17 protein-coding genes and 1 tRNA gene are annotated in these 22,547 nt (G+C 73.3%); 13 read left to right on the forward strand and 5 right to left on the reverse strand.

Going from position 1 to position 22,547, the window contains the following annotated elements; all coding sequences use genetic code 11:
• Nucleotides 1-18 precede the first annotated feature (18 nt).
• From J5Y04_RS23230 to J5Y04_RS23255, 6 genes are all read left to right on the forward strand, one after another.
• Nucleotides 19-3,912: a DNA-directed RNA polymerase subunit beta' gene (locus J5Y04_RS23230; RefSeq protein WP_209414024.1), complete on the forward strand. Its 3,894-nt coding sequence runs from the start codon at nucleotides 19-21 to the stop codon at nucleotides 3,910-3,912.
• Nucleotides 3,913-4,088: 176 nt separating this feature from the next.
• A tRNA-Met gene (locus J5Y04_RS23235) sits at nucleotides 4,089-4,162 on the forward strand.
• A gap of 195 nt (nucleotides 4,163-4,357) precedes the next feature.
• Entirely contained in the window at nucleotides 4,358-5,029 is a 672-nt protein-coding gene (locus J5Y04_RS23240; protein ID WP_209414025.1) for a DUF4097 family beta strand repeat-containing protein, read from the forward strand.
• An 82-nt stretch (nucleotides 5,030-5,111) separates the two neighbouring features.
• On the forward strand, nucleotides 5,112-6,299 hold the full coding sequence (locus J5Y04_RS23245; RefSeq protein ID WP_209414026.1) for a sensor histidine kinase: 1,188 nt from the start codon (nucleotides 5,112-5,114) through the stop codon (nucleotides 6,297-6,299).
• Entirely contained in the window at nucleotides 6,296-6,985 is a 690-nt protein-coding gene (locus tag J5Y04_RS23250) for a response regulator transcription factor (protein ID WP_209414027.1), read from the forward strand. Before J5Y04_RS23245 ends, J5Y04_RS23250 begins: the two co-directional genes overlap by 4 nt.
• A 131-nt stretch (nucleotides 6,986-7,116) precedes the next feature.
• The gene (locus tag J5Y04_RS23255) at nucleotides 7,117-7,725 is read left to right on the forward strand and encodes a hypothetical protein (RefSeq protein WP_209414028.1); all 609 of its coding nucleotides are present in this window, start codon (nucleotides 7,117-7,119) and stop codon (nucleotides 7,723-7,725) included.
• Between the two features lie 58 nt (nucleotides 7,726-7,783).
• Here J5Y04_RS23255 and J5Y04_RS42960 read toward each other — a convergent pair whose 3' ends face one another.
• The gene (locus J5Y04_RS42960) at nucleotides 7,784-7,912 is read right to left on the reverse strand and encodes a hypothetical protein (protein ID WP_256463545.1); all 129 of its coding nucleotides are present in this window, start codon (nucleotides 7,910-7,912) and stop codon (nucleotides 7,784-7,786) included.
• A 97-nt stretch (nucleotides 7,913-8,009) separates the two neighbouring features.
• Between J5Y04_RS42960 and J5Y04_RS23260 the strand changes: the two genes are divergently transcribed.
• The 4 genes from J5Y04_RS23260 to J5Y04_RS23275 all read left to right on the forward strand — a co-directional run bounded on the left by J5Y04_RS23260 (nucleotide 8,010) and on the right by J5Y04_RS23275 (nucleotide 12,577).
• On the forward strand, nucleotides 8,010-8,750 hold the full coding sequence (locus J5Y04_RS23260; RefSeq protein ID WP_209414029.1) for a Sir2 family NAD-dependent protein deacetylase: 741 nt from the start codon (nucleotides 8,010-8,012) through the stop codon (nucleotides 8,748-8,750).
• A gap of 128 nt (nucleotides 8,751-8,878) precedes the next feature.
• Nucleotides 8,879-10,093: a cytochrome P450 gene (locus tag J5Y04_RS23265; RefSeq protein ID WP_209414031.1), complete on the forward strand. Its 1,215-nt coding sequence runs from the start codon at nucleotides 8,879-8,881 to the stop codon at nucleotides 10,091-10,093.
• A 22-nt stretch (nucleotides 10,094-10,115) separates the two neighbouring features.
• On the forward strand, nucleotides 10,116-11,111 hold the full coding sequence (locus J5Y04_RS23270; protein ID WP_209414033.1) for an ADP-ribosylglycohydrolase family protein: 996 nt from the start codon (nucleotides 10,116-10,118) through the stop codon (nucleotides 11,109-11,111).
• Nucleotides 11,112-11,242: 131 nt separating this feature from the next.
• A complete protein-coding gene (locus tag J5Y04_RS23275; protein ID WP_209414035.1) occupies nucleotides 11,243-12,577 on the forward strand; it encodes a serpin family protein in 1,335 nt (444 codons plus the stop codon).
• Nucleotides 12,578-12,659: 82 nt separating this feature from the next.
• On the opposite strand, the gene J5Y04_RS23280 is transcribed toward J5Y04_RS23275, so the two are convergent.
• The 4 genes from J5Y04_RS23280 to J5Y04_RS23295 all read right to left on the reverse strand — a co-directional run bounded on the left by J5Y04_RS23280 (nucleotide 12,660) and on the right by J5Y04_RS23295 (nucleotide 17,835).
• Nucleotides 12,660-13,760 carry an ADP-ribosylglycohydrolase family protein gene (locus J5Y04_RS23280; RefSeq protein WP_209414037.1) on the reverse strand — a complete coding sequence of 367 codons (1,101 nt, stop codon included), beginning with the start codon at nucleotides 13,758-13,760 and terminating at the stop codon, nucleotides 12,660-12,662.
• 110 nt (nucleotides 13,761-13,870) lie between these two features.
• Complete coding sequence (locus J5Y04_RS23285; RefSeq protein ID WP_307853255.1) at nucleotides 13,871-15,205, reverse strand: DUF2786 domain-containing protein; 1,335 nt, start codon at nucleotides 15,203-15,205, stop codon at nucleotides 13,871-13,873.
• A gap of 120 nt (nucleotides 15,206-15,325) precedes the next feature.
• On the reverse strand, nucleotides 15,326-16,969 hold the full coding sequence (locus J5Y04_RS23290) for a transporter (RefSeq protein ID WP_307853256.1): 1,644 nt from the start codon (nucleotides 16,967-16,969) through the stop codon (nucleotides 15,326-15,328).
• The gene (locus J5Y04_RS23295; protein ID WP_209414039.1) at nucleotides 16,966-17,835 is read right to left on the reverse strand and encodes an ABC transporter ATP-binding protein; all 870 of its coding nucleotides are present in this window, start codon (nucleotides 17,833-17,835) and stop codon (nucleotides 16,966-16,968) included. The genes J5Y04_RS23290 and J5Y04_RS23295 overlap by 4 nt, the downstream gene beginning before the upstream one ends.
• 244 nt (nucleotides 17,836-18,079) lie before the next feature.
• On the opposite strand from J5Y04_RS23295, the gene J5Y04_RS23300 reads away from it, so the two are divergent.
• The 3 genes from J5Y04_RS23300 (at nucleotide 18,080) to J5Y04_RS23310 (ending at nucleotide 22,214) form a co-directional block, all read left to right on the forward strand.
• Nucleotides 18,080-18,652, forward strand: a complete 573-nt coding sequence (locus J5Y04_RS23300) for a DUF1707 and DUF4190 domain-containing protein (protein ID WP_307853257.1) — start codon at nucleotides 18,080-18,082, stop codon at nucleotides 18,650-18,652.
• A gap of 216 nt (nucleotides 18,653-18,868) precedes the next feature.
• Nucleotides 18,869-20,554, forward strand: a complete 1,686-nt coding sequence (locus tag J5Y04_RS23305; protein ID WP_209414041.1) for a hypothetical protein — start codon at nucleotides 18,869-18,871, stop codon at nucleotides 20,552-20,554.
• Between the two features lie 52 nt (nucleotides 20,555-20,606).
• A complete protein-coding gene (locus tag J5Y04_RS23310; RefSeq protein WP_209414042.1) occupies nucleotides 20,607-22,214 on the forward strand; it encodes a DUF2142 domain-containing protein in 1,608 nt (535 codons plus the stop codon).
• Nucleotides 22,215-22,547 lie beyond the last annotated feature (333 nt).

Consider the following 22,547-nt stretch of genomic DNA (forward strand, 5'->3'; position numbering starts at 1 on the left):
AAGAGGGCTTGACGACCAGTGCTTGACGTCAACTTCTTCGACGAGCTCCGCATCGGCCTGGCCACCGCCGACGACATCCGCCAGTGGTCGCACGGCGAGGTCAAGAAGCCGGAGACCATCAACTACCGCACCCTGAAGCCCGAAAAGGACGGACTCTTCTGCGAGAAGATCTTCGGTCCGACCCGGGACTGGGAGTGCTACTGCGGCAAGTACAAGCGCGTCCGCTTCAAGGGCATCATCTGTGAGCGCTGCGGCGTCGAGGTGACCCGCGCCAAGGTGCGCCGTGAGCGGATGGGCCACATCGAGCTGGCCGCCCCGGTCACCCACATCTGGTACTTCAAGGGTGTCCCGTCCCGTCTGGGCTACCTGCTCGACCTGGCGCCGAAGGACCTCGAGAAGGTCATCTACTTCGCCGCCTACATGATCACCTGGGTCGACGACGAGCGCCGCCAGCGCGACCTCCCGTCCCTGGAGGCGCACGTCTCGGTCGAGCGTCAGCAGATCGAGAACCGCCGCGACTCCGACCTCGAGGCCCGTGCCAAGAAGGCCGAGACCGACCTGGCCGAGCTGGAGGCCGAGGGCGCCAAGGCCGACGTGCGCCGCAAGGTGCGCGAGGGTGCCGAGCGCGAGATGAAGCAGCTGCGCGACCGTGCGCAGCGCGAGCTCGACCGCCTCGACGAGGTGTGGGCCCGCTTCAAGAACCTCAAGGTCCAGGACCTCGAGGGCGACGAGCTGCTCTACCGCGAGCTGCGCGACCGCTTCGGCACCTACTTCTCCGGCTCGATGGGCGCGGCGGCCCTCAAGGACCGCCTCGAGACCTTCGACCTGGCGGAGGAGTCCGAGCGCCTGCGCGAGATCATCCGCACCGGCAAGGGCCAGAAGAAGACCCGTGCGCTCAAGCGCCTCAAGGTCGTCTCCGCGTTCCTGCAGACCACCAACAAGCCCAACGGCATGGTGCTGGACTGCGTCCCGGTCATCCCGCCGGACCTGCGTCCGATGGTGCAGCTGGACGGTGGCCGCTTCGCGACCTCCGACCTGAACGACCTGTACCGCCGCGTCATCAACCGCAACAACCGCCTGAAGCGGCTTCTCGACCTCGGTGCTCCCGAGATCATCGTGAACAACGAGAAGCGCATGCTCCAGGAGGCCGTCGACGCCCTGTTCGACAACGGCCGTCGTGGTCGCCCGGTCACGGGCCCCGGCAACCGTCCGCTGAAGTCCCTCAGCGACATGCTGAAGGGCAAGCAGGGTCGTTTCCGTCAGAACCTGCTCGGCAAGCGAGTCGACTACTCGGCCCGTTCGGTCATCGTCGTCGGCCCGCAGCTCAAGCTGCACCAGTGCGGTCTGCCCAAGGCCATGGCGCTGGAGCTCTTCAAGCCGTTCGTGATGAAGCGCCTGGTCGACCTGAACCACGCGCAGAACATCAAGTCGGCCAAGCGCATGGTCGAGCGCGCCCGCCCGGTCGTGTGGGACGTCCTCGAAGAGGTCATCGCCGAGCACCCGGTGCTGCTGAACCGTGCACCCACCCTGCACCGCCTCGGCATCCAGGCCTTCGAGCCGCAGCTGGTCGAGGGCAAGGCCATCCAGATCCACCCGCTCGTCTGCACCGCGTTCAACGCGGACTTCGACGGTGACCAGATGGCCGTCCACCTGCCGCTCTCCGCGGAGGCGCAGGCCGAGGCCCGCATCCTGATGCTGTCCTCGAACAACATCCTGAAGCCGGCCGACGGTCGCCCCGTCACCATGCCGACCCAGGACATGGTGCTCGGTCTGTTCTTCCTGACCTCGGACCGCGACAACGTGAAGGGCGCCGGCCGCTCCTTCTCGTCGACCGCCGAGGCGATCATGGCCTTCGACGCCCGCGAGCTGGACGTCCAGGCCCCGATCGAGCTGCGTCTGCCGATCGGCACCGTCCCGCCCCGCGGCTGGACCCCGCCGGTGGACGAGGAGGGTCAGTCGAGCTGGTTCGAGGGCGAGTCCTTCCGCCTGAACACCACCCTGGGCCGCGCGCTCTTCAACGAGCTGCTGCCCGAGGACTACCCGTTCGTCGACTACGAGGTGGGCAAGAAGCAGCTCTCCGCGATCGTCAACGACCTGGCGGAGCGCTACCCCAAGGTCACCGTCGCGGCGACCCTGGACAACCTGAAGGCGGCCGGCTTCCACTGGTCGACCCGTTCGGGTGTCACCGTCTCCATCTCGGACGTCATCGTCCCGCCGAGCAAGCCCCAGATCCTCGAGGGCTACGAGGCGAAGGCGGAGAAGGTCCAGAAGCAGTACGAGCGCGGTCTGATCACCAACGACGAGCGCAAGCAGGAGCTCGTCGGCATCTGGACCCAGGCGACCAACGAGGTCGCGGACGCCATGGCCGCGAACTTCCCGAAGACGAACCCCATCTTCATGATGGTCGACTCGGGTGCCCGTGGAAACATGATGCAGATGCGCCAGATCGCCGGTATGCGTGGTCTGGTGTCGAACGCCAAGAACGAGACCATCCCGCGACCCATCAAGGCGTCGTTCCGTGAGGGCCTCACCGTTCTGGAGTACTTCATCTCCACCCACGGTGCCCGTAAGGGTCTGGCCGACACCGCTCTGCGTACCGCCGACTCCGGTTACCTCACCCGTCGTCTGGTCGACGTCTCCCAGGACGTCATCATCCGCGAGGAGGACTGCGGCACCGAGCGCGGCCTGAAGCTGGCGATCGGCACCGTCGGTGCGGACGGCGTCCTGCGCAAGACGGACGACGTCGAGACCAGCGTCTACGCCCGCATGCTCGCCGAGGACATCACGGTGGACGGCAAGCTCCTTGCCACCGCCAACACCGACCTCGGTGACGTGCTGATCGACGAGCTGATCCGCCACGGCATCAGCGAGGTCAAGACCCGCTCGATCCTGACCTGTGAGTCGGCCGTCGGCACCTGCGCCATGTGCTACGGGCGCTCGCTGGCCACCGGCAAGCTGGTCGACATCGGTGAGGCGGTCGGCATCATCGCCGCCCAGTCCATCGGTGAGCCCGGTACCCAGCTGACCATGCGTACCTTCCACACCGGTGGTGTGGCCGGTGACGACATCACGCAGGGTCTGCCCCGTGTCGTCGAGCTCTTCGAGGCCCGTACCCCCAAGGGTGTGGCCCCGATCTCGGAGGCGCAGGGCCGGGTCCGCATCGAGGACACCGAGAAGACCCGCAAGCTGGTCATCACGCCGGACGACGGCAGCGACGAGATCGCCTACCCGGTCTCGAAGCGCGTGAAGCTGCTCGTCAGCGAGGGCGAGGCGGTCGAGGTCGGCCAGAAGCTGACCATGGGTGCCACCAACCCGCACGACGTGCTGCGGATCATGGGCCAGCGTGCCGTCCAGGTCCACCTGGTCGCCGAGGTCCAGAAGGTCTACAACTCGCAGGGTGTGTCGATCCACGACAAGCACATCGAGATCATCATCCGGCAGATGCTCCGCCGCGTGACGATCATCGAGTCGGGCGACGCCGAGCTGCTCCCGGGCGAGCTCGTCGAGCGCGGCCGCTTCGAGCAGGAGAACCGTCGCGTGGTCTCCGAGGGCGGTCACCCCGCCTCCGGCCGTCCGCAGCTGATGGGTATCACCAAGGCCTCGCTGGCCACCGAGTCCTGGCTGTCGGCCGCCTCCTTCCAGGAGACGACCCGGGTCCTCACCGACGCGGCGATCCACGCCAAGTCGGACCCGCTGCTGGGCCTCAAGGAGAACGTCATCCTCGGTAAGCTCATCCCGGCCGGTACGGGTCTGCCCCGCTACCGCAACATCCGGGTCGAGCCGACCGAGGAGGCCAAGGCCGCCATGTACTCGGCCGTCGGCTACGACGACTACGACCTGTCGCCCTTCGGCGCCGGCTCCGGCCAGGCGGTCCCGCTGGACGACTACGACTACGGCCCGTACACCGGCTGAGTCCCCCTTCCTGCCCGTCGTCGGGCAGGAGGGGCCAGGTCACTGATCGCAGGGCGGTCACCCCTCACGGGGTGGCCGCCCTGCGGCGTTCCCGGGGCCGGTTCCGCCGCCGGTCCGGGCCGTGGGGAAAGCGATTAGGCATCCCGGCCGAAGTCGCGTAAGGTCATACCTACCGACGCGGGGTGGAGCAGCTCGGTAGCTCGCTGGGCTCATAACCCAGAGGTCGCAGGTTCAAATCCTGTCCCCGCTACTCAGTAGCAACGAAGGGCCCGGAGGCATCAAGCCTCCGGGCCCTTCGTCGTTCCCGGGGCCCGGCACGCCGCGGCCGGGCCGGCTCCCCCGTGCGAGGGAGGCGGGGAAACCGCCCGGGCGGGCGAGGCGGCCGCCGGGTGCGGCGGGGGAGGCTCTTCGGCGTCGGGGAAACGGACGTGGAGGGGAGCCGGTCATGAAGCGGATGCTGGGAGCGGTGGCGATCACCGGGGCGGTGCTGGCCGGGATGTCGGGGTGCTTCGCCGGGGGCGACGAGCAGCGGCGGGACGTCGCGTACGACGTGAGCGGGCCGGTGCGGGAGCTGGTGGTCGTGGCGCACACGGGCGGGGTCACCGTACGTGGCGGCGGGAGCGCGGTGAAGGTGGCCGAGCACCAGAGCTACCACGACGAGGCGCCGAGGAGCAGCCACGAGCTGAAGGACGGCACGCTGACGCTGACGTACGACTGCGACGACTGCGGGGTCGGGTACGAGGTGGACGTGCCCGCCGGGACGAAGGTGCGGGTGAAGGCCGAGACCGGCGGAGTGACGCTGGCCGGGCTGGCCGGCGAGGTGGAGGCCACGGTCGAGACCGGCGGGGTGGAGGCGAGCGGGCTGACCTCGCCGACCGCGCTGCTGCGGACCGGGACGGGCGGCATCGAGGCGTCCTTCGCCGGGGCGCCGGCCAGGGTGGAGGCGCGGGCGGGGACCGGCGGGGTGCGGGTGACGGTGCCGGCCGGGGAGGCCTACGCGGTGGACGCGAGCGCGGGCGCGGGCGGGGTCGACGTGTCGGTTCCGCGGCAGCCGGGGGCGCAGCACGCCATCCTGGCGCGGACGGACGCCGGGGGCGTGACGGTCGCCCATGGCTGAGCGCCGCGTACCGGGGTTCGTCCCGGTGGGGCATGATCTTCTCCGCGGGGACGCCCTCCCCGCACCCGGGGGAGGAGCGGTGATGGGGCTGGTGGCGCGCTGGCGGAGCCGGATGGCCGGGGTGAACCCGTACGTGCTGGACGTGCCGTTGGCACTGTTCTCGGCCGGGGTCTCCGTCTGGGCGGTCCTCAACGACGACAGGGCGTGGCCCTGGTGGGTATATGCGATGGCGCTCTGCACGGCCCTGCCGCTGCCGTGGCGCCGCCGGGCGCCGCTGACGGTGGCCGCGCTCAGCGGTCTGGCGTCCGTCCCGGTGTCGGTGGTCGCCCACTCGGTGATGCCGCAGATCCCGGTGTACGCGGTGCTCACCATCTACACGGTCGCGGACCGGGCGCGGGACTGGCAGCGCGGGCTGCTGCTGGTCGTCCTGGTCGTCTCCAACATCCTGGGCACCCACTCGGTGAACGGGGCGTTTTTCAGCCTGCTGCTGACCGTCGGCACCTTCGTGTTCGGTTCGCTGGTGCGCGAGCTGCGCCGGCTCGCGCTGGTGGAGTCGGAGCGGGCGCGGGAGGCCGGCCGGCGGGCGGCCAGCGACGCGGCGCGGGCGGTGGCGGAGGAACGGGCCCGGATCGCCCGGGAGATGCACGACATCCTGGCGCACGCCGTCTCGCTGATGGTGATCACGGCGGAGGCGGGGCCGCTGGTGGTGCACAGCAGTCCGGAGCGGGCGGTCAAGGCGTTCGACACCATCGCCGACTCGGGCCGTGACGCGATGGTGCAGCTGCGGCGGGTGCTCGGCGTGCTGAAGGAGGAGGGCGCGGCGCCGGAGCTGGCGCCGCAGCCGCGGCTGGCCGAGCTGGCGGCGCTCGCCGAGCGGGTGCGCGGGGCCGGCCTGCGGGTGGAGCTGGACCTGGGGACCTTCGACGGGCCGTTGCCGGCCGACGTGGAGGCGGCGGCGTACCGGATCGTCCAGGAGGCGCTGACCAACACGGTGAAGCACTCGGGTGCCTCCGGGGTCTCGGTGCGGGTGGTCCGGGCGGGGGAGGAGCTGGAGGTCGTGGTCTGCGACGACGGGCACGGCGTACGGCCGAGCGCGGACCGGGCGGTCAGCGACTGGTCCGGCGGGCGCGGGCTGGTCGGCATCCGGGAGCGGGCGGCGGCCTGCGGCGGGCGGGCCGAGGCCGGTCCCGGTCCGGAGGGCAGGGGTTTCCTGGTGAGTGCCCGGCTGCCGGTGGGTGCAGCGGGCCTGGCGGAGAGGGTGGGCGGATGACGCCGATACGGGTGGTCGTCGCGGACGACCAGGAGCTGGTGCGGGCCGGGTTCGGGATGATCCTGGACGCGCAGCCGGACATCGAGGTGGTCGCGGAGGCCTGCGACGGCGTCGAGGCGATCGCGGCGGTGCGCGAGCACGGCCCGGACGTGCTGCTGCTGGACGTCCGGATGCCGGTGATGGACGGCCTGGAGGCGGCCCGCCGGGTCTGCGCGGAGTACCCGGCCACCAAGGTGATCATGCTGACCACCTTCGACATCGACGACTACGTCTTCGACGCGCTGTACGCGGGGGCCAGCGGGTTCCTGCTCAAGGACGTCCGGCGGGACGACCTGGCGCACGGCGTGCGGATGGTGGCCTCCGGGGAGGCGCTGCTGGCACCGTCGGTGACGAGGCGGCTGATCGGGGAGTTCGCCGCGCGACGGCCGGGCGGGGCGGCGCAGTCGGCGCAGGGCGTGCGGGCGCCGTCCCGGCTGCTGGAGCAGCTGACGGCGCGCGAGCAGGAGACGCTGCGGCTGCTGGCGCGCGGGCTCTCCAACGCGGAGATCGCGGCCGAGCTGGTGGTGAGCGAGCACACGGTGAAGACGCACGTCAGCAATGTGCTGAGCAAGCTGGGGCTGCGGGACCGGGTGCACGCGGTGGTGTTCGCGTACGAGGCGGGGGCGGTCGTCGCGGGGGAGGGCTGAGGCCGGGCTCGCCGGTGTCTCCCCCGCACGGGGGAGGCGGCGGGTTCGCCGGTGCGGGCGATCCGCGACGAGGGGGCCGGCCGACAGCATCTGGGGTGTCGGAATCGGAACCCGCAGACCGGAGAACACCCGTGGACAGCACGAAGCGCGACCGCCTCACCCCGTACGCCGTCGCCGGCGGCCCCGCCCTGATGGCGCTGTACGGCGGCATCCGGCTGCTGGACGGCTCCCGCGACCCGGGCCCCGGCTGGCTGGTCGGCCACAGCCTGATGCTGGCCGGGCTGCTGCTGTTCGGCCCGGTGCTCGCGGCCCTGCACGGGCGGCTCTCGCCGCGCGGCACGGCGGGCCGGATCGGCGCCGGCACGCTCGCTGGGGTGGCCTTCGCGGGCCTGGCGGCCTCGGTGGTGCAGATCGGCATCGACCTGTACGTCGGGGCGGTGGCCGTCGACAAGGCGGACCAGCACCGGCTGTTCGACAGCATCCAGAGCCGGCCGGGGGTGCTGCCGGCCTTCTACTCGGTGGGACCGTTGCTGTTCTACGTCGGACTGCTGGCGCTGCTGGTCGCCGCCTCGGTGGGTCCGGCGCGCACGCTGCGCTGGTGGAGCCCGGTGCTGGTGCTGTGCGGCGTCGCGATGACGGCGGCCGACCTGGCGCTGATCCCGCCGGCCGCGGTGCTGTTCCTGGTGGCGCTGGCGCCGCTGGCCGGCTTCGGCGGGGCCCGGCGCCCGGCGGTCGCCTGAACACCGCGGCAGGACGGGCCGCCGCGCCCCCGCGGGTGGCGGGGCGGCCCGTCCTGCGTCAGCGCTTCCGGAAGACCGGCCCGCGCGGGGTGAACGGCAGGACGGCGTCCTGTGGGACGAGGTGGGCGTGCGCGCGCCGCACGCGCAGCACGTCGCACTCGCCGTCGGTGATGACCGGGACGGGCACGCCGGGCGGGAAGTCCTCGGCCCGCCTCCAGCAGGTCCACGCCGGGCACGGGATTTTCGGTGGCGGCCCGGGAAGACGGGCCCGTACCGTCCGGGGCATGAACGAGAAGCGTCCGCTGATCGCCGTCCTCACCGGCGCCGGGATCTCCACCGACTCCGGAATCCCCGACTACCGCGGCCCGAACGGCCTCTGGCAGCGCGACCCGAAGGCCCAGGAGCTGGTCACCATCGGCCCGTACCTGGCCGACCCGGACGTCCGCCGGCGGGCCTGGCTGATGCGCCGGGACGCGGGCGCACTGGCCGCCGAGCCCAACGCCGGGCACCGGGCCCTGGTCGGGCTGGAGCGCAGCGGGCTGCCGGTGCGGGTCCTCACCCAGAACGTCGACGGCCTGCACCAGCGGGCCGGGCAGACCGCCCGCAAGGTGCTCGAACTGCACGGCACCGCGCGGGAGGTGAAGTGCGTGGACTGCCGGGCGGTCGGCCCGATGGAGGAGGCGCTGGAGCGGGTGGCGGCCGGCGAGCCGGACCCGCCCTGCCGGGGGTGCGGGGGCGTTCTCAGGCCCCGCACGGTGATGTTCGGCGAGGACCTCGACCCGGTGGTGCTGGAGCAGGCCGACGCGATCTCCAAGGCCTGCCACGTTTTCATCGCCGTCGGGACCAGCCTCAAGGTCTTCCCGGCGGCCGCGCTGCCGTTCAACGCGGTGAAGACCGGGGCCCGCCTGATCATCGTGAACGGCGAGCCCACGCCGTTCGACGAGGCGGCGTCCGAGGTGATCCGCGAGCCGATCTCCACCGCGCTCCCGGCGCTGGTCCGCCGGCTGGTGGGCCGTTACGTGTAGCGGACGCGGGCGGCCCCGTCCGGTCCGAGCCCTGCCGGAGCCGCAGCTCGAAGGGGCTTAAACCGGACAGGCCGCGTGCGTACGATGATCACTCCGGCTACCCCCTCACGGCCTGGAGTGATCGACCGATGACGACGACGGCGAAGTTCGACCCCTGGTCGGCGGAGTTCGTGGCCCACCCGTACGACGCGTACGCCGAACTGCGCGAGCACGCCCCGGTGACGTACTACGAGCCGACCGGCCAGTGGCTGGTCTCGCGGTACGAGGACGTCAGCGCGCTGCTGCGCGACCGGCGGCTCGGGCGCACGTACACCCACCGGTTCACGCACGAGGAGTTCGGGCGGCCCGCGCCCGACCCGGCGCACGAGCCGTTCCACACGCTCAACGACAACGGGCTGCTCGACCTGGAGGCGCCCGACCACACCCGGATCCGGCGGCTGGTCTCCAAGGCGTTCACCCCGCGCATGGTCGAGGGGCTGCGCCCGACCGTGCGGCGCCTGGCCGGCGAGCTGGTCGACGGGCTGCTCGCGGCCGGCGGCGGCGACCTGGTCTCCGCCGTCGCCGAGCCGCTGCCGGTCGCGGTCATCGCCGAGATGCTCGGCGTCCCGGAGTCCGACCGCCACCTGCTGCGGCCGTGGTCCGCCGACATCACCGGCATGTTCGAGCTCAACCCGACCGAGGAGACCGCCCGCCGGGCCGTCACCGCGAGCGTCGAGTTCTCCGACTACCTGCGGGCCCTGATCCGCGAACGCCGCGCCGCGCCGGGCACCGACCTGATCAGCGCCCTGATCCAGGCCCAGGAGGGCTCGGACGCGCTGAGCGAACAGGAGATGGTCTCCACCTGCGTCCTGCTGCTCAACGCCGGCCACGAGGCCACCGTCAACACCACCGGCAACGGCTGGTGGGCCCTCTTCCGCAACCCGGACGAACTGGCCCGGCTGCGCGGCTCGGTGGACGAGCTGCTGCCCACCGCCGTCGAGGAACTGATGCGCTGGGACACCCCGCTGCAGATGTTCGAGCGCTGGGTGCTGGAGGACGTCGAGGTACGCGGCGTCACCGTCCCGCGCGGCTCCGAGATCGCGCTGCTCTTCGGCTCCGCCAACCGCGACCCGGCCCGCTTCGCCGACCCGGACCGGCTCGACCTCGGCCGCACCGACAACCCGCACATCACCTTCGGCGCCGGAATCCACTTCTGTCTCGGCGCCCCGCTCGCCAGACTGGAGCTCACCGAGTCGTACGGCGCACTGCTGCGCCGGGCGCCGGGCCTGCGGCTGGTCCGCGAGCCCGAGTGGCGCCCGGGCTACGTGATCCGGGGGCTGGAGGAACTGCTGGTCGAGGCCTGAGAGGGCCGGGGGGAGCCGAACAATGGGCAAGGCGACGGGTGCACTGCTGGGGCTGGCGATCGGGGACGCGCTGGGGCACCGCACCGAGTTCGACGAGATCGAGCACATCGCCCAGTACTGCGAGCACTGGCGTGAACTCCCGCTCCCCGAGAAGGCGCTGGTCACCGACGACACCCAGATGACGCTCGCCCTCGGCCGCGGCCTGCGCACCGCCCTGGAGCGCGGGCCGCTCGGCCCGCTGCGCCTGGAGCGGCCACTGCGCGAGGAGTTCGTCGACTGGTGGCGCTCGCCCGAGAACAACCGTGCCCCCGGCGGCACCTGCCTGCGCTCCTGCCAGCGGCTCTCCGACGGCCGCCGCTGGCAGGAGGCCAGCGACACCGGCTCCAAGGGCTGCGGCGCCAACATGCGGGTCGCCCCGATCGGCCTGGTCCGCGAGCTCGACACCCGGCAGCTGGCGGGCGCCGCCCAGCTGCAGTCCGCACTCACCCACGGCCACCCCACCGCGCTCGCGGCCAGCGACCTCACCGCGTACGCCGTCCGCAAGCTCGCCGAGGGCCTGCCGCCCGCCGGGCTGGTGCCCGTCCTGCGGGCGTACGCGCTGGCCAACCGCACCCGGTACGACGAGTCCTGGCTCGGCGACCTCGCGGCACACGCCCAGGACCGCTCGGCGGAGCAGTTCATCGCACGGGGCTGGGACGAGTGCCTCGGCATCCTCGACCGGCTGAACGCGGCGCTCGCCGCGCCCGACGTCGAGGCGGACCCGTGCCTGGCCACCGGCGAGGGCTGGATCGCCGAGGAGGCGCTCGCCACCGGCCTGCTCTGCTTCCTGCTGCTCCCGGACGACCCGGTGGCCGCCGTCCGCCGGGCCGCGTACTCCTCCGGCGACTCCGATTCGATCGCCTGCCTGACCGGTGCCTTCGCCGGTGCCCACCACGGGGAGGCGGCCTGGCCGGCGGACTGGGTGGAGCGGATCGAGTACCGGGACGAGCTGCTGGCGCTCGGCGCGCTCTGGGACTGAGCGCGCCGCACCCCGCCGCGCAGCACCGACTCCCGCCGGAGGCCCCTGCGGCAGACGATCACGGCACCGCGGCCCTGCCGACGCCCCGTGCCCGGACGGAACCGTTCGGGCACGGGGCACGTCGAACCGCCATGAACAGTCGAACCGGCCGGACCGGCCCCCGCCCGGCGGTCCTGCTCCTCACCGCGACCCTCACCGCCGCGCTCGCCGCGCCGCTGCTCACCGGCTGCGGCTCCACCGGCGCCGCCGCACCGCCCGTCGTCCGCGCCTCCGCGCCCGCCTCGGCACCGCCGGCCGACCCGGCCCAGGTCGCCGCGACCGCGGCCGCCACCAACGCCTTCGGCCTGGACCTCCTGCACACCCTCACCGCCGACCCCGGCCAGGCCGGCCGCAACATGGTGCTCTCGCCCTCCGGCCTGGCCACCGTGCTCGCCATGGTGCTGCCCGGAGCCCGCGGCACCACCGCCGACGAGCTCGCCAAGGCCCTGCACACCGAGCTCACCCCGCAGCAGTACGCCCTCGCCACCGGCGCCCTCGGCCGCCCGCTCCCGCCCACCGACGGGCTGACCCTGCGGCAGTCCGACGACCTCTGGGCCCAGCAGGGCTTCCCGCTGAACCAGGACTACCTGGCCACCCTCGCCACCGCCTTCGACACCGGCGTGCACACCGCCGACTTCAGGAAGGACCCGGAGGGCGCCCGCAAGGCCGTCAACGCGGCCGTGGAGAAGGCCACCGAAGGCCGGATCAAGAACCTCTTCGGCGAGCGGGCCGTCAACCCGGACACCCGGCTGGCGCTCACCGACGCGCTCTACCTCAAGGCGAAGTGGGCCTCCCCGTTCAAGGCCGGGTACACCGCCGACAAGCCGTTCCACCGCCTGGACGGCTCGGCCCCCGCGGTCAGCACGATGCGCCAGAGCGGCACCTTCCGCTACGCCGAGGGCTCCGGCGGGATCCTCGGCGAGCCCTGGCAGGCCGTCGAGCTCCCGTACGCGGACGGCGCGCTGGCGATGGACCTGCTGGTGCCCGCCCAGGGCGGCTTCGCGGGCTTCGTCAAGGGCCTGGACCAGGCCGAGCTGGCCCGCATCCTGGGCGAACTCACCGAGCGGTCGGTCGACCTGACACTGCCGCGGTTCCACTTCGACACGGCCAACGAGCTGACCCCGGCGCTGCGCGCGCTCGGCGTGAACGCCGCGTTCGACGCCGCCGACCTCGGGGGCATCCCCGGGCCCGGCACGAACGAGCGGCTGAAGATCGGCACCGTCGTCCAGAAGGCCACCATCGAGGTGGACGAGGAGGGCACGGTGGCCGCCGCCGGCAGCGGCGTCGGCCTGGAGGCGGCGGGTGCGGCGGCCCCGAAGCAGCCCGCCGAGCTGCACATCGACCGGCCGTTCCTGTTCCTGATCCGGGACACCGCCACCGGCCGGCCGCTCTTCCTCGGCCAGGTCACCGACCCGCAGGCGCGCTGAGCAGCGGCCGGACGCAGGGCCGCGGGGTCACCGGGCGGGGCGGCGGCCCGTCACCGGGGACGGGCCGCCGGCCGGACCCGGCCTACCAGGCCGGGTAGCGGCCGCCGAGCGCCGGGTGGGCCGGCTCCCGGCTGCCGAACAGCACCAGCAGGTCGTCCGCCACCCGCAGCAGCGTCTCGTTGCCCTCCACCGCCTCGGTCCAGGCGGCCGGGAGGGCGGCCGCGCCGTAGGCCGCGCCGACCAGGTTGCCGCAGACCGCGCCGGTGGAGTCGCTGTCCCCGGAGTGGTTCACCGAGAGCAGCAGCGCCGTCCGGGCCGGGTCCGGCCCGGAGGCGGCGGCCAGCAGGCAGTACACCGCGATGGCCAGGCACTCCTCGGCGATCCAGCCGAGCCCGACCCGCTCCACCGCCTCCGCCGACGGCTCGGACTCCTCGGCCACCCGCACGGCCCGGGCCAGCGCCTGGACGGTCTCCTGGGACGCCGGCCACTCCCGGGTCTGGTCGACGGTCTGCCCGACCGCCGCCCACGGCTCCACGCCGTCCGCCAGCCGCTCCACCAGCGCCGCGAAGGCGCCCGCCGCCAGGTAGCCGGTCGGGTGCCCGTGGGTGAGCTGCGCGCACTGCGCGGCCAGCCCGAAGGACTGCTCGGCGCCCAGACGGGCCAGCCCGAACGGCGCCGAGCGCATCACCGTGCCGCACCCCTTGGAGTGCGCGTTGATCGGCCCCGGCTGCCCGAACGGCGCCGGCGCCTCGAACTCCGGGTGGTACGACACCCCGCTCAGGCAGGCGTTGCCCGGCGCCCGCCGCGCGTACAGGAACGGCTGCCGCAGCAGCCAGCCGTCGTACGGGCGGGGGAGCGGCTGCTGGTCCGGCGCGCCCTGGCTCTGGGTCAGCAGCCAGCGCCGGTAGGCGCCGTGGACGGCCTCCGGCACCGAGCCGCCGCCGCCGGACCAGCCCCGGACGAAACCGCGGATCAGCCCCTCGGCGGTGAACAGCGTCATCTGGGTGTCGTCCGTGACCTCGGCGATCCGGCCGCCGGACGGCAGCCCGGTCACGCCGGCCGGGCCGCGCTGGTCACGGATCTGGTGCAGCTGCTGGAACTCCACGGGCCAGCCCAGGGCGTCCCCGACGGCCCCGCCGAGCAGCGCCCCGCGCACCCGGTCCTGGTACCCCGACTCCGTCACCGCCACCGTTCCCCCTCGCTCGTGCCGGAGTCCGTTCTATCAGGCCGGGGCCGCCGCGCCGCCGCTCGCCGGTCCGGGCCGGGCGCCCTCCCGGCCCGGACCCGCGCCGCTCAGGGCCGGATCTGACCGGCCCGGCCGTGCAGCGCGGCCCGGTCGGCGGCGGCACGGCCGGCCGCCCAGCCCTCGCCGTCGCTCACCCGGACCCGCTGCGAGACCAGCTTCGGGAACATCCGCCCCACCTCGTGGTCCACCGCCTCGGTCCGGGCCGCCAGCGCGGGCAGCAGCCGCTCGTCCGGCACCAGCTGCTCCGCGGTGCCGTCCTCGCGCAGGTGCCGGCCGGCCGCCGCGTCGCTGGTCGCCCGCTCGGTGGCGGCGACCAGACGCTCGCGGATCCGGGCCGCGTACGCCACCAGGAAGGAGTGCCGGAACGCCTTGGTGCGCGAGGCGCCGTCCAGGTGCTGGCGCGAGCCGGCCTTGTTCATCGCGTGCGTGGCCTGCACCAGCAGCGAGGTGTAGAGCAGCTCGACGCCGTCCAGGTCCGCGTCGAAGCCGATGATGGTGCAGAAGCCGAACTCCTTGGCCCAGACCACCCGGCACCGGTTGGCCGCCGCCACCGCGTCCAGCAGCATCGTCTTCGGGACCTCGTACGGGTTGTCCACGCCGATCCGCAGCGACGCCGGCGCGTTGCGGTCCGCGCCGGAGACGGCCAGCAGCGCCTCGTCGATGCTGTGCTGGGCCATCAGCTGCTGGGCCTTGGCGGTCAGCGCCTCGGCCTCCTCCGGGTACTCGGTGGACTCCGCCTTCGCCAGCAGCGCCCGGATCCGGGAGAGCATCCGGGGCTCGCCGGGCACCGGCCCGGACGACGCCCGGCCGTCGCGGGGCGCGCCCCCGCCCTGGCGGCCGGGAGCCGCCCCCACCCCGGGCGCCGGGCCGACCGGGGCGATCGGGGGCAGCCGTCCCCAGGACCGCAGCAGCTCCAGCACCGCGGTGGCCAGCGCGAAGCGGTCCAGCCGGTGCCGGTGCGCGAAGGCGGCCAGGTACGCCTCGTCGCCCTGCCACCAGACCCCGGCCTCCAGCTCGCGCAGCTGCTCCTGCCAGCGCCGGTCCAGGGCCGCCGCCGGGTGGCGCCGCCCCTCGGCGGCGATCAGGTCCACCGCGAGCGCCAGGTGGACCGGCTTCAGCTCCCGCCGCACCACCCGGACCAGGTCGGCCGGCCGCCACCCCGCCGACCAGCACCGCCCGACCGCGGTGTCCGCGTGCGCCAGCAGCGCCCGGCTCACCGCCGGCCACTGGGCGGGTGACGCCGCCAGCAGCGAGGCCCCGGTGTCCAGTGCGAGGTCCAGCCGCTCGTCCGGCGCCGTCAGCACCGCGCCCACCGCCTGCGCCAGCAGCGGTCCGGCGCCGCCGTCCGCCCCGGTCTGCTCCTGCTGCCTGCGCTTGCCCACGGTGTCGTCCGCTCTCCTCGTACCCGCCCTGCGGTCAGGACAGCCTCCCGCCCATGATGCCGGAGCGCCCGGCCCCGCGACGGGGACCGGGCGCTCCGGGGGCGCCTGCGGAGGCGGCCGTCAGCGTTCGACGGTCTTGGCGAGGATCTCCGGGATCCGCTCCAGCAGGCGGCCGGCCGCGAGGCGCAGGCCGAGGACGGCGACCAGCACGCCGTAGAGCGGGCCGAGCAGGAGGACCGGCCAGGCCGGGCCGTCGGTGACCAGGGCCCACCCCAGGTAGCCGGCCACCGGGGCGCCGAGCAGGGCGGCGCCGAACATCGAGCCGAAGCTGTTCAGCATCACCAGGCCGCTCTGGCCGGGAGCGGCGTTGCGCATCGGGCTGCTGTCGGCCGGCATGGTGTACGGCGTCAGCACGCTGAACACCGCGCCGATCGCGATGCCGCAGCCCAGCAGGGCGAACGCCAGGCCGACCGCCGGTGCCAGGCCGGCCCAGTCGCCGGTGACGGCGGCCAGCGGCACGGCCAGCACGAGGGTCACCGGCACCGCGTACGAGAGCACCGCGTAGGCCCGCCCGCGCAGCTCGTCCCGGGCGTCGGCGGGGGTGAGCAGGGTCGCGGCGACCATCCAGAAGGCCGAGCCGTCCATGCCGAAGAGGTTGACCATCTGCAGGCCGAGGAACAGCCCGGTCGCCGCGATCAGGTAGACGGTGGACCAGCCCTGGACGACCGAGAGCACGCAGAGCACCACGGTCATCCCGATGCTGGTGAAGACGGCGGCCTTGGCCCGCGGCTCCCGCCAGGCGTACCTGAGGTGACGCTGCATCACCGCGCCCGTCCGGCCCTCGGGCAGGAAGCGCCAGCCGCGGGAGGACTGCACCCCGCGCGCCACCTCCAGGGTGGAGGCGTCCGCGGTGACCATCAGCTGCTGGAGACTGGCCCGCCACCAGCGCAACAGCAGCGCCAGCAGGGCGGCGGTGGAGGCGAGCTGGAGCAGCGCCAGGCCGTAGCGTCCCTCGCCCGCGGTGCGGGCGGCGTCCACCGCGCCGACCGGCGGCACCCAGCGCAGCACCGAGGCGATCGGCGCGAGCGGGCTGAGGTCGACGCCGTGCTCGCCGGGCTTGCCGAAGACGCTCTGCGAGCCGAGGTTGGCGATCTGGACGAGCAGCGCGAAGAGCAGGCCGCCGAAGATCGCGAAGTCCTTGCCGCGCCGGCTGGAGAGCAGCCGGGCGTTGCCGGCCGCGACCGAGCGCGAGAGCGTCACCAGGCAGACCACGGCCAGCGGGACGCCCGCCAGCGCGGCCACCGCGGAGGCGGCGCCGTCCGCGCCGGACAGCGCGGCGCCGGTGAGCAGCACCAGCGCGACCAGCGGCCCGGGCCCGATCAGTGCGGCCAGCAACGAGCCGCGCAGCAGCGGCCCGGGGCGCAGCGGCAGCATGGTGAGCCGGGTCGGGTCGGAGCTCTCGTCGCTGGCGAAGAGGAAGAGCGGCAGCGCGGCCCAGCCGATCGCGAGCACGCCGGTCAGCATCACGCCGGCGTCCCCGGCACCGTCGTGGCCGTTGAGCACCGCCATGCCGACGGCGATCAGGGCCGCGAACAGCAGGCCGACCACGGCGCCGATGACGTAGACGGCGGTCCGGCCGGGGCTGCGCCGCAGCCCGTTGCGGAGCAGCCGGAGTTTGAGCGCGACGAGCGCGCGGACCACCGTCCGGCCGTCGGGCACCGGGGTGGGGACGGCGCGGACGCCGGCGGTCTGGGGGGAGCTCACCGCTGTTCGCCCCCGAGCCGGTCGCCCTCGGGGCGCCCGTCGCCGGCCGGTGCGCCGTCGGTGCGGCCGTTCCCGAGCCAGCCGAGCGCCTGGACGTCGTCCTCCCGGACGCCGATCAGGGACAGGAAGGCCTCGTGCAGGCTGCGCTCGCCGCGGACGGCGTCCAGCGGTCCCTGGGCGATCACCTGGCCGGCGTTGACCACGGCGACCCAGTCGCAGAGCTGTTCGACCAGCTCCATGACGTGGCTGGAGAAGACGACGGTGCAGCCGGCCGCGGCGTACCGCTTGAGCACTCCGCGGATGGTCTGGGCGGAGACCGGGTCGACGCCCTCGAAGGGCTCGTCGAGGAAGAGCACGTCCGGGTTGTGCAGCAGCGCGGCGGCCAGGCCGATCTTCTTGCGCATGCCGGTGGAGTAGTCGGCGACCAGCTTGTCGGCGTCGCCGGCCAGGTCGAGGACGGCCAGCAGCTCCTCGGCCCGGCGGTCCACCTCGGCGCCGGGAAGGCCGCGCAGCCGGCCGTTGTACTGGAGCAGTTCGCGGCCGCTGAGCCGCTCGAACATCCGCAGGCCCTCGGGCAGGATGCCGATCCGGGCCTTGACCGAGACCGGGTCGGCCCAGACGTCGGAGCCGTGGACCAGGACGGTGCCCTGGTCCGGCCGGAGCAGGCCGGTGACCATCGACAGGGTGGTGGTCTTGCCGGCGCCGTTCGGGCCGACCAGCCCGATGAACGCCCCGGCCGGCAGCTCCAGGCTCAGCCCGGCCACCGCGGCCTGGGAGCCGAAGCGCTTCCACAGGCCTTGGATGCTCACGGCCGAGGGGGCGCTGGGGGCGGGTGTGGGGGAGGGCGGCGGCGCTGACGCCTGCATGGTGGCCTTCTCTGCGCTGGTAGGGGTGGTTCGGCGACAGCCTGCCACCGCCGGGACGGGGCTGTCGCCCCCTTAATGATCTTCGGCGTGTCTGGGCCGAACGGGTGACCCTGACGAGGTGTGCGGGCCCCGTTCCGGACGTTCCCGAGTCCGCCGGGAAAAGTGGCAACTACTCAGCGCCCCGGTTCGTCCTGCACTATGAGAGGCAGTGAGCGCGCTGGGCGCCGGGTGTCGGAGGTGGCGGATGGCGGTTCAGCCGTGGGGCGAGCAGAGCCCCGGGTACGGGGCCAGGCCACCGCAGGTGCCCTCCGATCCGTACGCCAGGTCGCGCCCGCCCGCGCAGGTGCACCAGTCACAGATGCGGGCGGCGCACACGGACCGGGACCGCACGGTCGACGTGCTGAAGGCCGCGTACGCCGAGGGCCGCCTCACCGCCGACGAGTACGGCCAGCGCTTCGACGCGGTGAGCGCCGCGCAGACGTACGGCGAGCTCGCCCGGCTGGTGGCCGACCTGCCGTCCGGCCCGATGATGACGCCGATGGCGCCGATGACGCCGGTGGGCCAGGTGCCGCCCACCTTCCTGCCGCCGCCCCTGCTGCCCCCGGCGCGGCCCACCAACAGCATGGCCGTGACCTCCCTGGTGCTCGGCGTGATCGGGCTCGGGCTGCCCGCGGTGATCACCGGCCACATCGCCAAGAACCAGATCCGCGAGCGCAACGAGGACGGCGACGGGATGGCCACGGTCGGCCTGATCTTCGGCTACCTGGGGTCACTGGCCTGGACCCTGCTGATGCTGGCCGTGGTCGCCGCGGGGTGACCGGGCCGTCGGCGGCCCGGTCGACGGCCGGTCACCTCCGCTGGACGGGTGGGCGGCCGAAAGGGCGATCCACAGTGAACTCCTGTGCTATCAAGCCTTAGGATTCCCGGAGCAACTGCCCCGGAGGAACCGCCGGGGGCCTCGCTTCCGCAGCCGGCCGCGGAGCCGCGGGTCCGGAATCCAGCCGGAGTATTCACCAGCCGAGGGACCAGTCCAGTGACAGTCAGTGCCGAGGACGCCAGCAGGCTCTCCTTGACCGGGGCACGTGCCCGAACGGCGGTGTCGACCCGGGGTCATCGCACGGGCGCCGACCGCCGGGCCTCGTCCCCGTTGCTGCTGGCGGGGGAGGCGGTCGTCGCCTTCCTGGCGGCGCTGGTGCTGCCACTGCTGGCCCGCGGCTTCGACCTCGACCCGCTGGACCGGATCGCCCAGGTGAGCGGCCTCGCGGCGCTCCAGTTCCGGTTCGCCCTGATCGGCCTGGCCCTGCTCGCGCTGACCGTCGTCGCGCTGCGGCTCCGGGCCGGCCGCCACTTCGACCTGGTCACCCGTTTCGCCGCCGCCGGTGTGGCCGGCCTCGCCAGCGGCTTCGTCGCGGCGGGTGCCGTCGTCGCACTGCTCGGCACTCCGTGGCCGATGTTCGGCCTCAACGGCGACAGCGGACGAATCGTCGAATGGGCTCACGCGGTCGCGAACGGGCAGCCTTCCGGCTCGCCGGTCTATCCACCGCTGCCGCTCTACACCCTCGGCTACTACGCCGAGTGGTTCCGCGGCGGCAACACCGCGTACGCCTTCAAGGACCTCCAGATCCTCGGCGCGGCCGGGTTCGGCCCGCTGGTGTACCTGGCCTGGCGGATGCTGCTCAGCCCGGTGCGCGCGCTGGCCTTCGGCGTGCTGCCGGCCTTCGCCCTGATCGACGCCTACAAGCCCTACAGCCAGACCGTGCTGGTTCTCCTGGTGCCGGTGCTGGTCGCGCTGGTGGTCGAATTGCGCAGCAGCGGGACGGCGCCCTGGCGGCCGGTGCTGCTCAAGGCGGCCGGCTTCGGCGCGGCTCTGGGCGTGCTCTTCCTGACCTACTCGGGCTGGTTCCTGTGGAGCGCGGCCGGCGTCGTGGTCGCGGCGCTGCTCTACTTCCCGTGGCGGACGGGCCGGGCCAAGGGCCTGGCCTTCCTCGGTGTCACCGCTGCGACCTTCCTGGCCGTCGCCGGCAGCTACCTGCTCACCATGCTGACCGTGGGGCAGGACACCAAGGACTTCAACTTCCGCTTCGACAACTTCACCGACCCGGCGTACTTCCTGATGTGGCGCACCGACATGCCGGGCAAGGTGGGCGAATGGCCACCGCCGGGCGAGTTCGGCGGCGTGGGGCTGTTCGCCGTCGTGATGTTCGTCTGCCTGGGCGCCGCGCTCTGGCTCGGCCTGCGCAAGCCGCTGGTGGTCACCATCTGCTGCATGTTCGCCAGCGCCTGGCTGATGCGCATGTACATCGCCTCGCACATGTACGAGACGCAGACCGTCCAGCTCTACACCCGCACCAACAACCAGCTCCTCTACTGCGGTCTGATCATCTGCGCCCTGGTAGCGCATCTGGTGTCGCTGCGGCTGGCGGAGCGTCGCACGGCGGGCGGCGAGCTCACGCCGGCCGGCGCGAGCACGGCGTCCGGTGAGGCCTTCCCGAACCTGCGGGCCGCGGTCGTCGGCACACTGTTCGCCCTGCTGTTCCTGTTCGGCACGGTCTCCTCGTCGATGGCGGACCGGTACATGCCGGCCAAGGAGAACTCCTACCGGATCCTGCCGTGGGTGTCGCACACGGTGCAGAAGCTGGACGGCAGCTGCCCGAAGTTCGCCCCCGGCGGCACGTGCTCGAAGGACGGCGACCAGTCTTGGTCCAGCATGATCCGGTGACCGGCTCCCGGCCTGTCCCGACCGACCCGAATCCCCCGAGGCCCAGCACCCGATGATGAACGCCCTGAAGCGGCTCGCCGACCGGCTCGCCACGACCCCCGGACGGCTCTGGGCCGTGTCCTTCGCCCTGTTCTTCGTGCTGGGCGGCTCCTGGTCGATGGCCACCCCGATCGGGGCCTCGCCGGACGAGCACGCGCACATCATCAGGGCCGCCGCCGTCGCCCGCGGCCAGATCGAGGGCCGCGAGGTGATGGTCCCGCACGTGGTCGCCGACATCGAGGGCAAGTTCGCCGAGACCGGGGTCATGCTGCCGAAGTTCTACCAGGACCTCAAGGACGTCAACGCCTGCTACGTCTTCAAGTCCACGGTCCCGGCCGACTGCGCCCCGAAGCTGAGGGACAACGGGGGCGAGGTGCAGGTGACCACCGCCGCCGGCCGGTACAACCCCGCCTACTACCTGGTCGTCGGCTGGCCCAGCCTCATGGTGTCCGGTGAGGGCGGGATCTACCTGATGCGCCTGATGTCGGCGCTGGTCTGCGCCGCGCTGCTGGCCAGCGCGGTGATCTCGGCCGCCGAGTGGCGCCGGCGCTCCGTCCCGCTGCTCGGCGTGATGGCCGCCGCCACTCCGATGGCCCTGTTCATGTCGGGCATGGTCAACCCCAGCGGCCCGGAGATCGCGGCCGGCATCCTGGCCTGGAGCGCCGGACTGCCGATACTCATGGTGCCGGACGCGGCGCTGCTGACCCGCCGGCTGGGCCGGCTGGGCATCGGTGCGATCGTGCTGATCAGCATCCGGCCGCTGGGCCTGATCTGGTTCGCCGGCGCGCTCTTCTTCGCCCTGCTGCTGCAGGAGCGCGGAGCCCTGCGCCAGGTGCTGCGCCGCCGCTCGGCCTGGCTCTGGGGCACCGCCATCGCCGCCGCCACGGTCGGCGCGATGGCCTGGGCCTCCCAGCACCCCGACCACTCCGTCATCGCGACGCCGGACGACCTGACCGCGCTGAAGGCGGCCCGGATCACCTTCGACAACACCCTCATCTGGGTCCACCAGATGATCGGCCTGTTCGGCTGGCTCGACGCCCCGTCGCCGGCCGCGACGCTGCTGCTCTGGAGCGGGATCGTGGTGATGCTGGGCCTGCTCGCGCTCTGCTTCGCCCGCTTCCGCGAGGCGCTGGCGATCGTGGGCGCGCTGATCGGCATCGTCGTGATCCCGGTGGCCGCCCAGGCCAATCAGGCGAGCACGCTGGGCCTGATCTGGCAGGGCCGCTACCTGCTGCCCTTCTCGGTGGGCCTGCCGATCATGGCCACCGTGATCCTGGCCCGGCAGTCCTGGCGGCCGGGGATGCCGTGGCGCCGGCTGCTGCTGCTCTCCGCCTTCGCGCTCGCGTTCGCGAACGTGGCGGCCTTCGTCTGGGCGCTGCGCCGCAACGCCGTCGGCACCACCGGATCGTTCTTCCTCCACCCGGCGATGTGGGCGCCGCCCGGTGGCTGGCCGCTCTGGGTGGGCGTCTACACGGCGGCGGCCCTGGTCCTGGCCCTGCTGGTGGTGGTCACCGACCGGGAGGAGCCCCCGCAGCGACCGGTGGCGGGGGAGGAGTCACGCGGTCACCGGGGCGGGCGCGGGCGGCACCGTCCGCTCGCGGCGACACCGGCGGACGCGTAGGGTCGGGAGTGCGGACATTCCGGATGTGTGGTAGAGGGGCCGGGAGCTCCCCGGCACCCCGGCCGTACTTCCGTCCCGACGGCCACGACCTGCGGCGTTGCATTTGTTTTGACCGAGCCCGATGCGCTAGGTACGCTCTGACCTTGTGCCTGGGGTGTCCCCGGGTCCTTGTGCGTGCATGCACACCGGTCGCCGCGCCAAGCCGGAGCGCCTTTTCGGCGCGCCGCGCGTGAGCGCCGTCGCTGTACAGCAGCCCATGGGATTCCGTGCCGGAATAAACCCAACACACCCGACCGCGTGGGTCGACCACGGGGCCGTGTGCGACGGGAACAC

It is taken from the genome of Kitasatospora sp. RG8, from assembly GCF_017813315.1.
Classification (GTDB): Bacteria; Actinomycetota; Actinomycetes; order Streptomycetales; family Streptomycetaceae; genus Kitasatospora.

Coding starts and splice junctions, on each gene's coding strand:
- J5Y04_RS23240 (WP_209414025.1), top strand. CDS start 4,358: ATGAAGCGGATGCTGGGAGCGGTGGCGATCACCGGGGCGGTGCTGGCC.
- J5Y04_RS23245 (WP_209414026.1), top strand. CDS start 5,112: ATGGGGCTGGTGGCGCGCTGGCGGAGCCGGATGGCCGGGGTGAACCCG.
- J5Y04_RS23250 (WP_209414027.1), top strand. CDS start 6,296: ATGACGCCGATACGGGTGGTCGTCGCGGACGACCAGGAGCTGGTGCGG.
- J5Y04_RS23260 (WP_209414029.1), top strand. CDS start 8,010: ATGAACGAGAAGCGTCCGCTGATCGCCGTCCTCACCGGCGCCGGGATC.
- J5Y04_RS23265 (WP_209414031.1), top strand. CDS start 8,879: ATGACGACGACGGCGAAGTTCGACCCCTGGTCGGCGGAGTTCGTGGCC.
- J5Y04_RS23270 (WP_209414033.1), top strand. CDS start 10,116: ATGGGCAAGGCGACGGGTGCACTGCTGGGGCTGGCGATCGGGGACGCG.
- J5Y04_RS23275 (WP_209414035.1), top strand. CDS start 11,243: ATGAACAGTCGAACCGGCCGGACCGGCCCCCGCCCGGCGGTCCTGCTC.
- J5Y04_RS23295 (WP_209414039.1), bottom strand. CDS start 17,835: ATGCAGGCGTCAGCGCCGCCGCCCTCCCCCACACCCGCCCCCAGCGCC.
- J5Y04_RS23300 (WP_307853257.1), top strand. CDS start 18,080: ATGGCGGTTCAGCCGTGGGGCGAGCAGAGCCCCGGGTACGGGGCCAGG.
- J5Y04_RS23310 (WP_209414042.1), top strand. CDS start 20,607: ATGATGAACGCCCTGAAGCGGCTCGCCGACCGGCTCGCCACGACCCCC.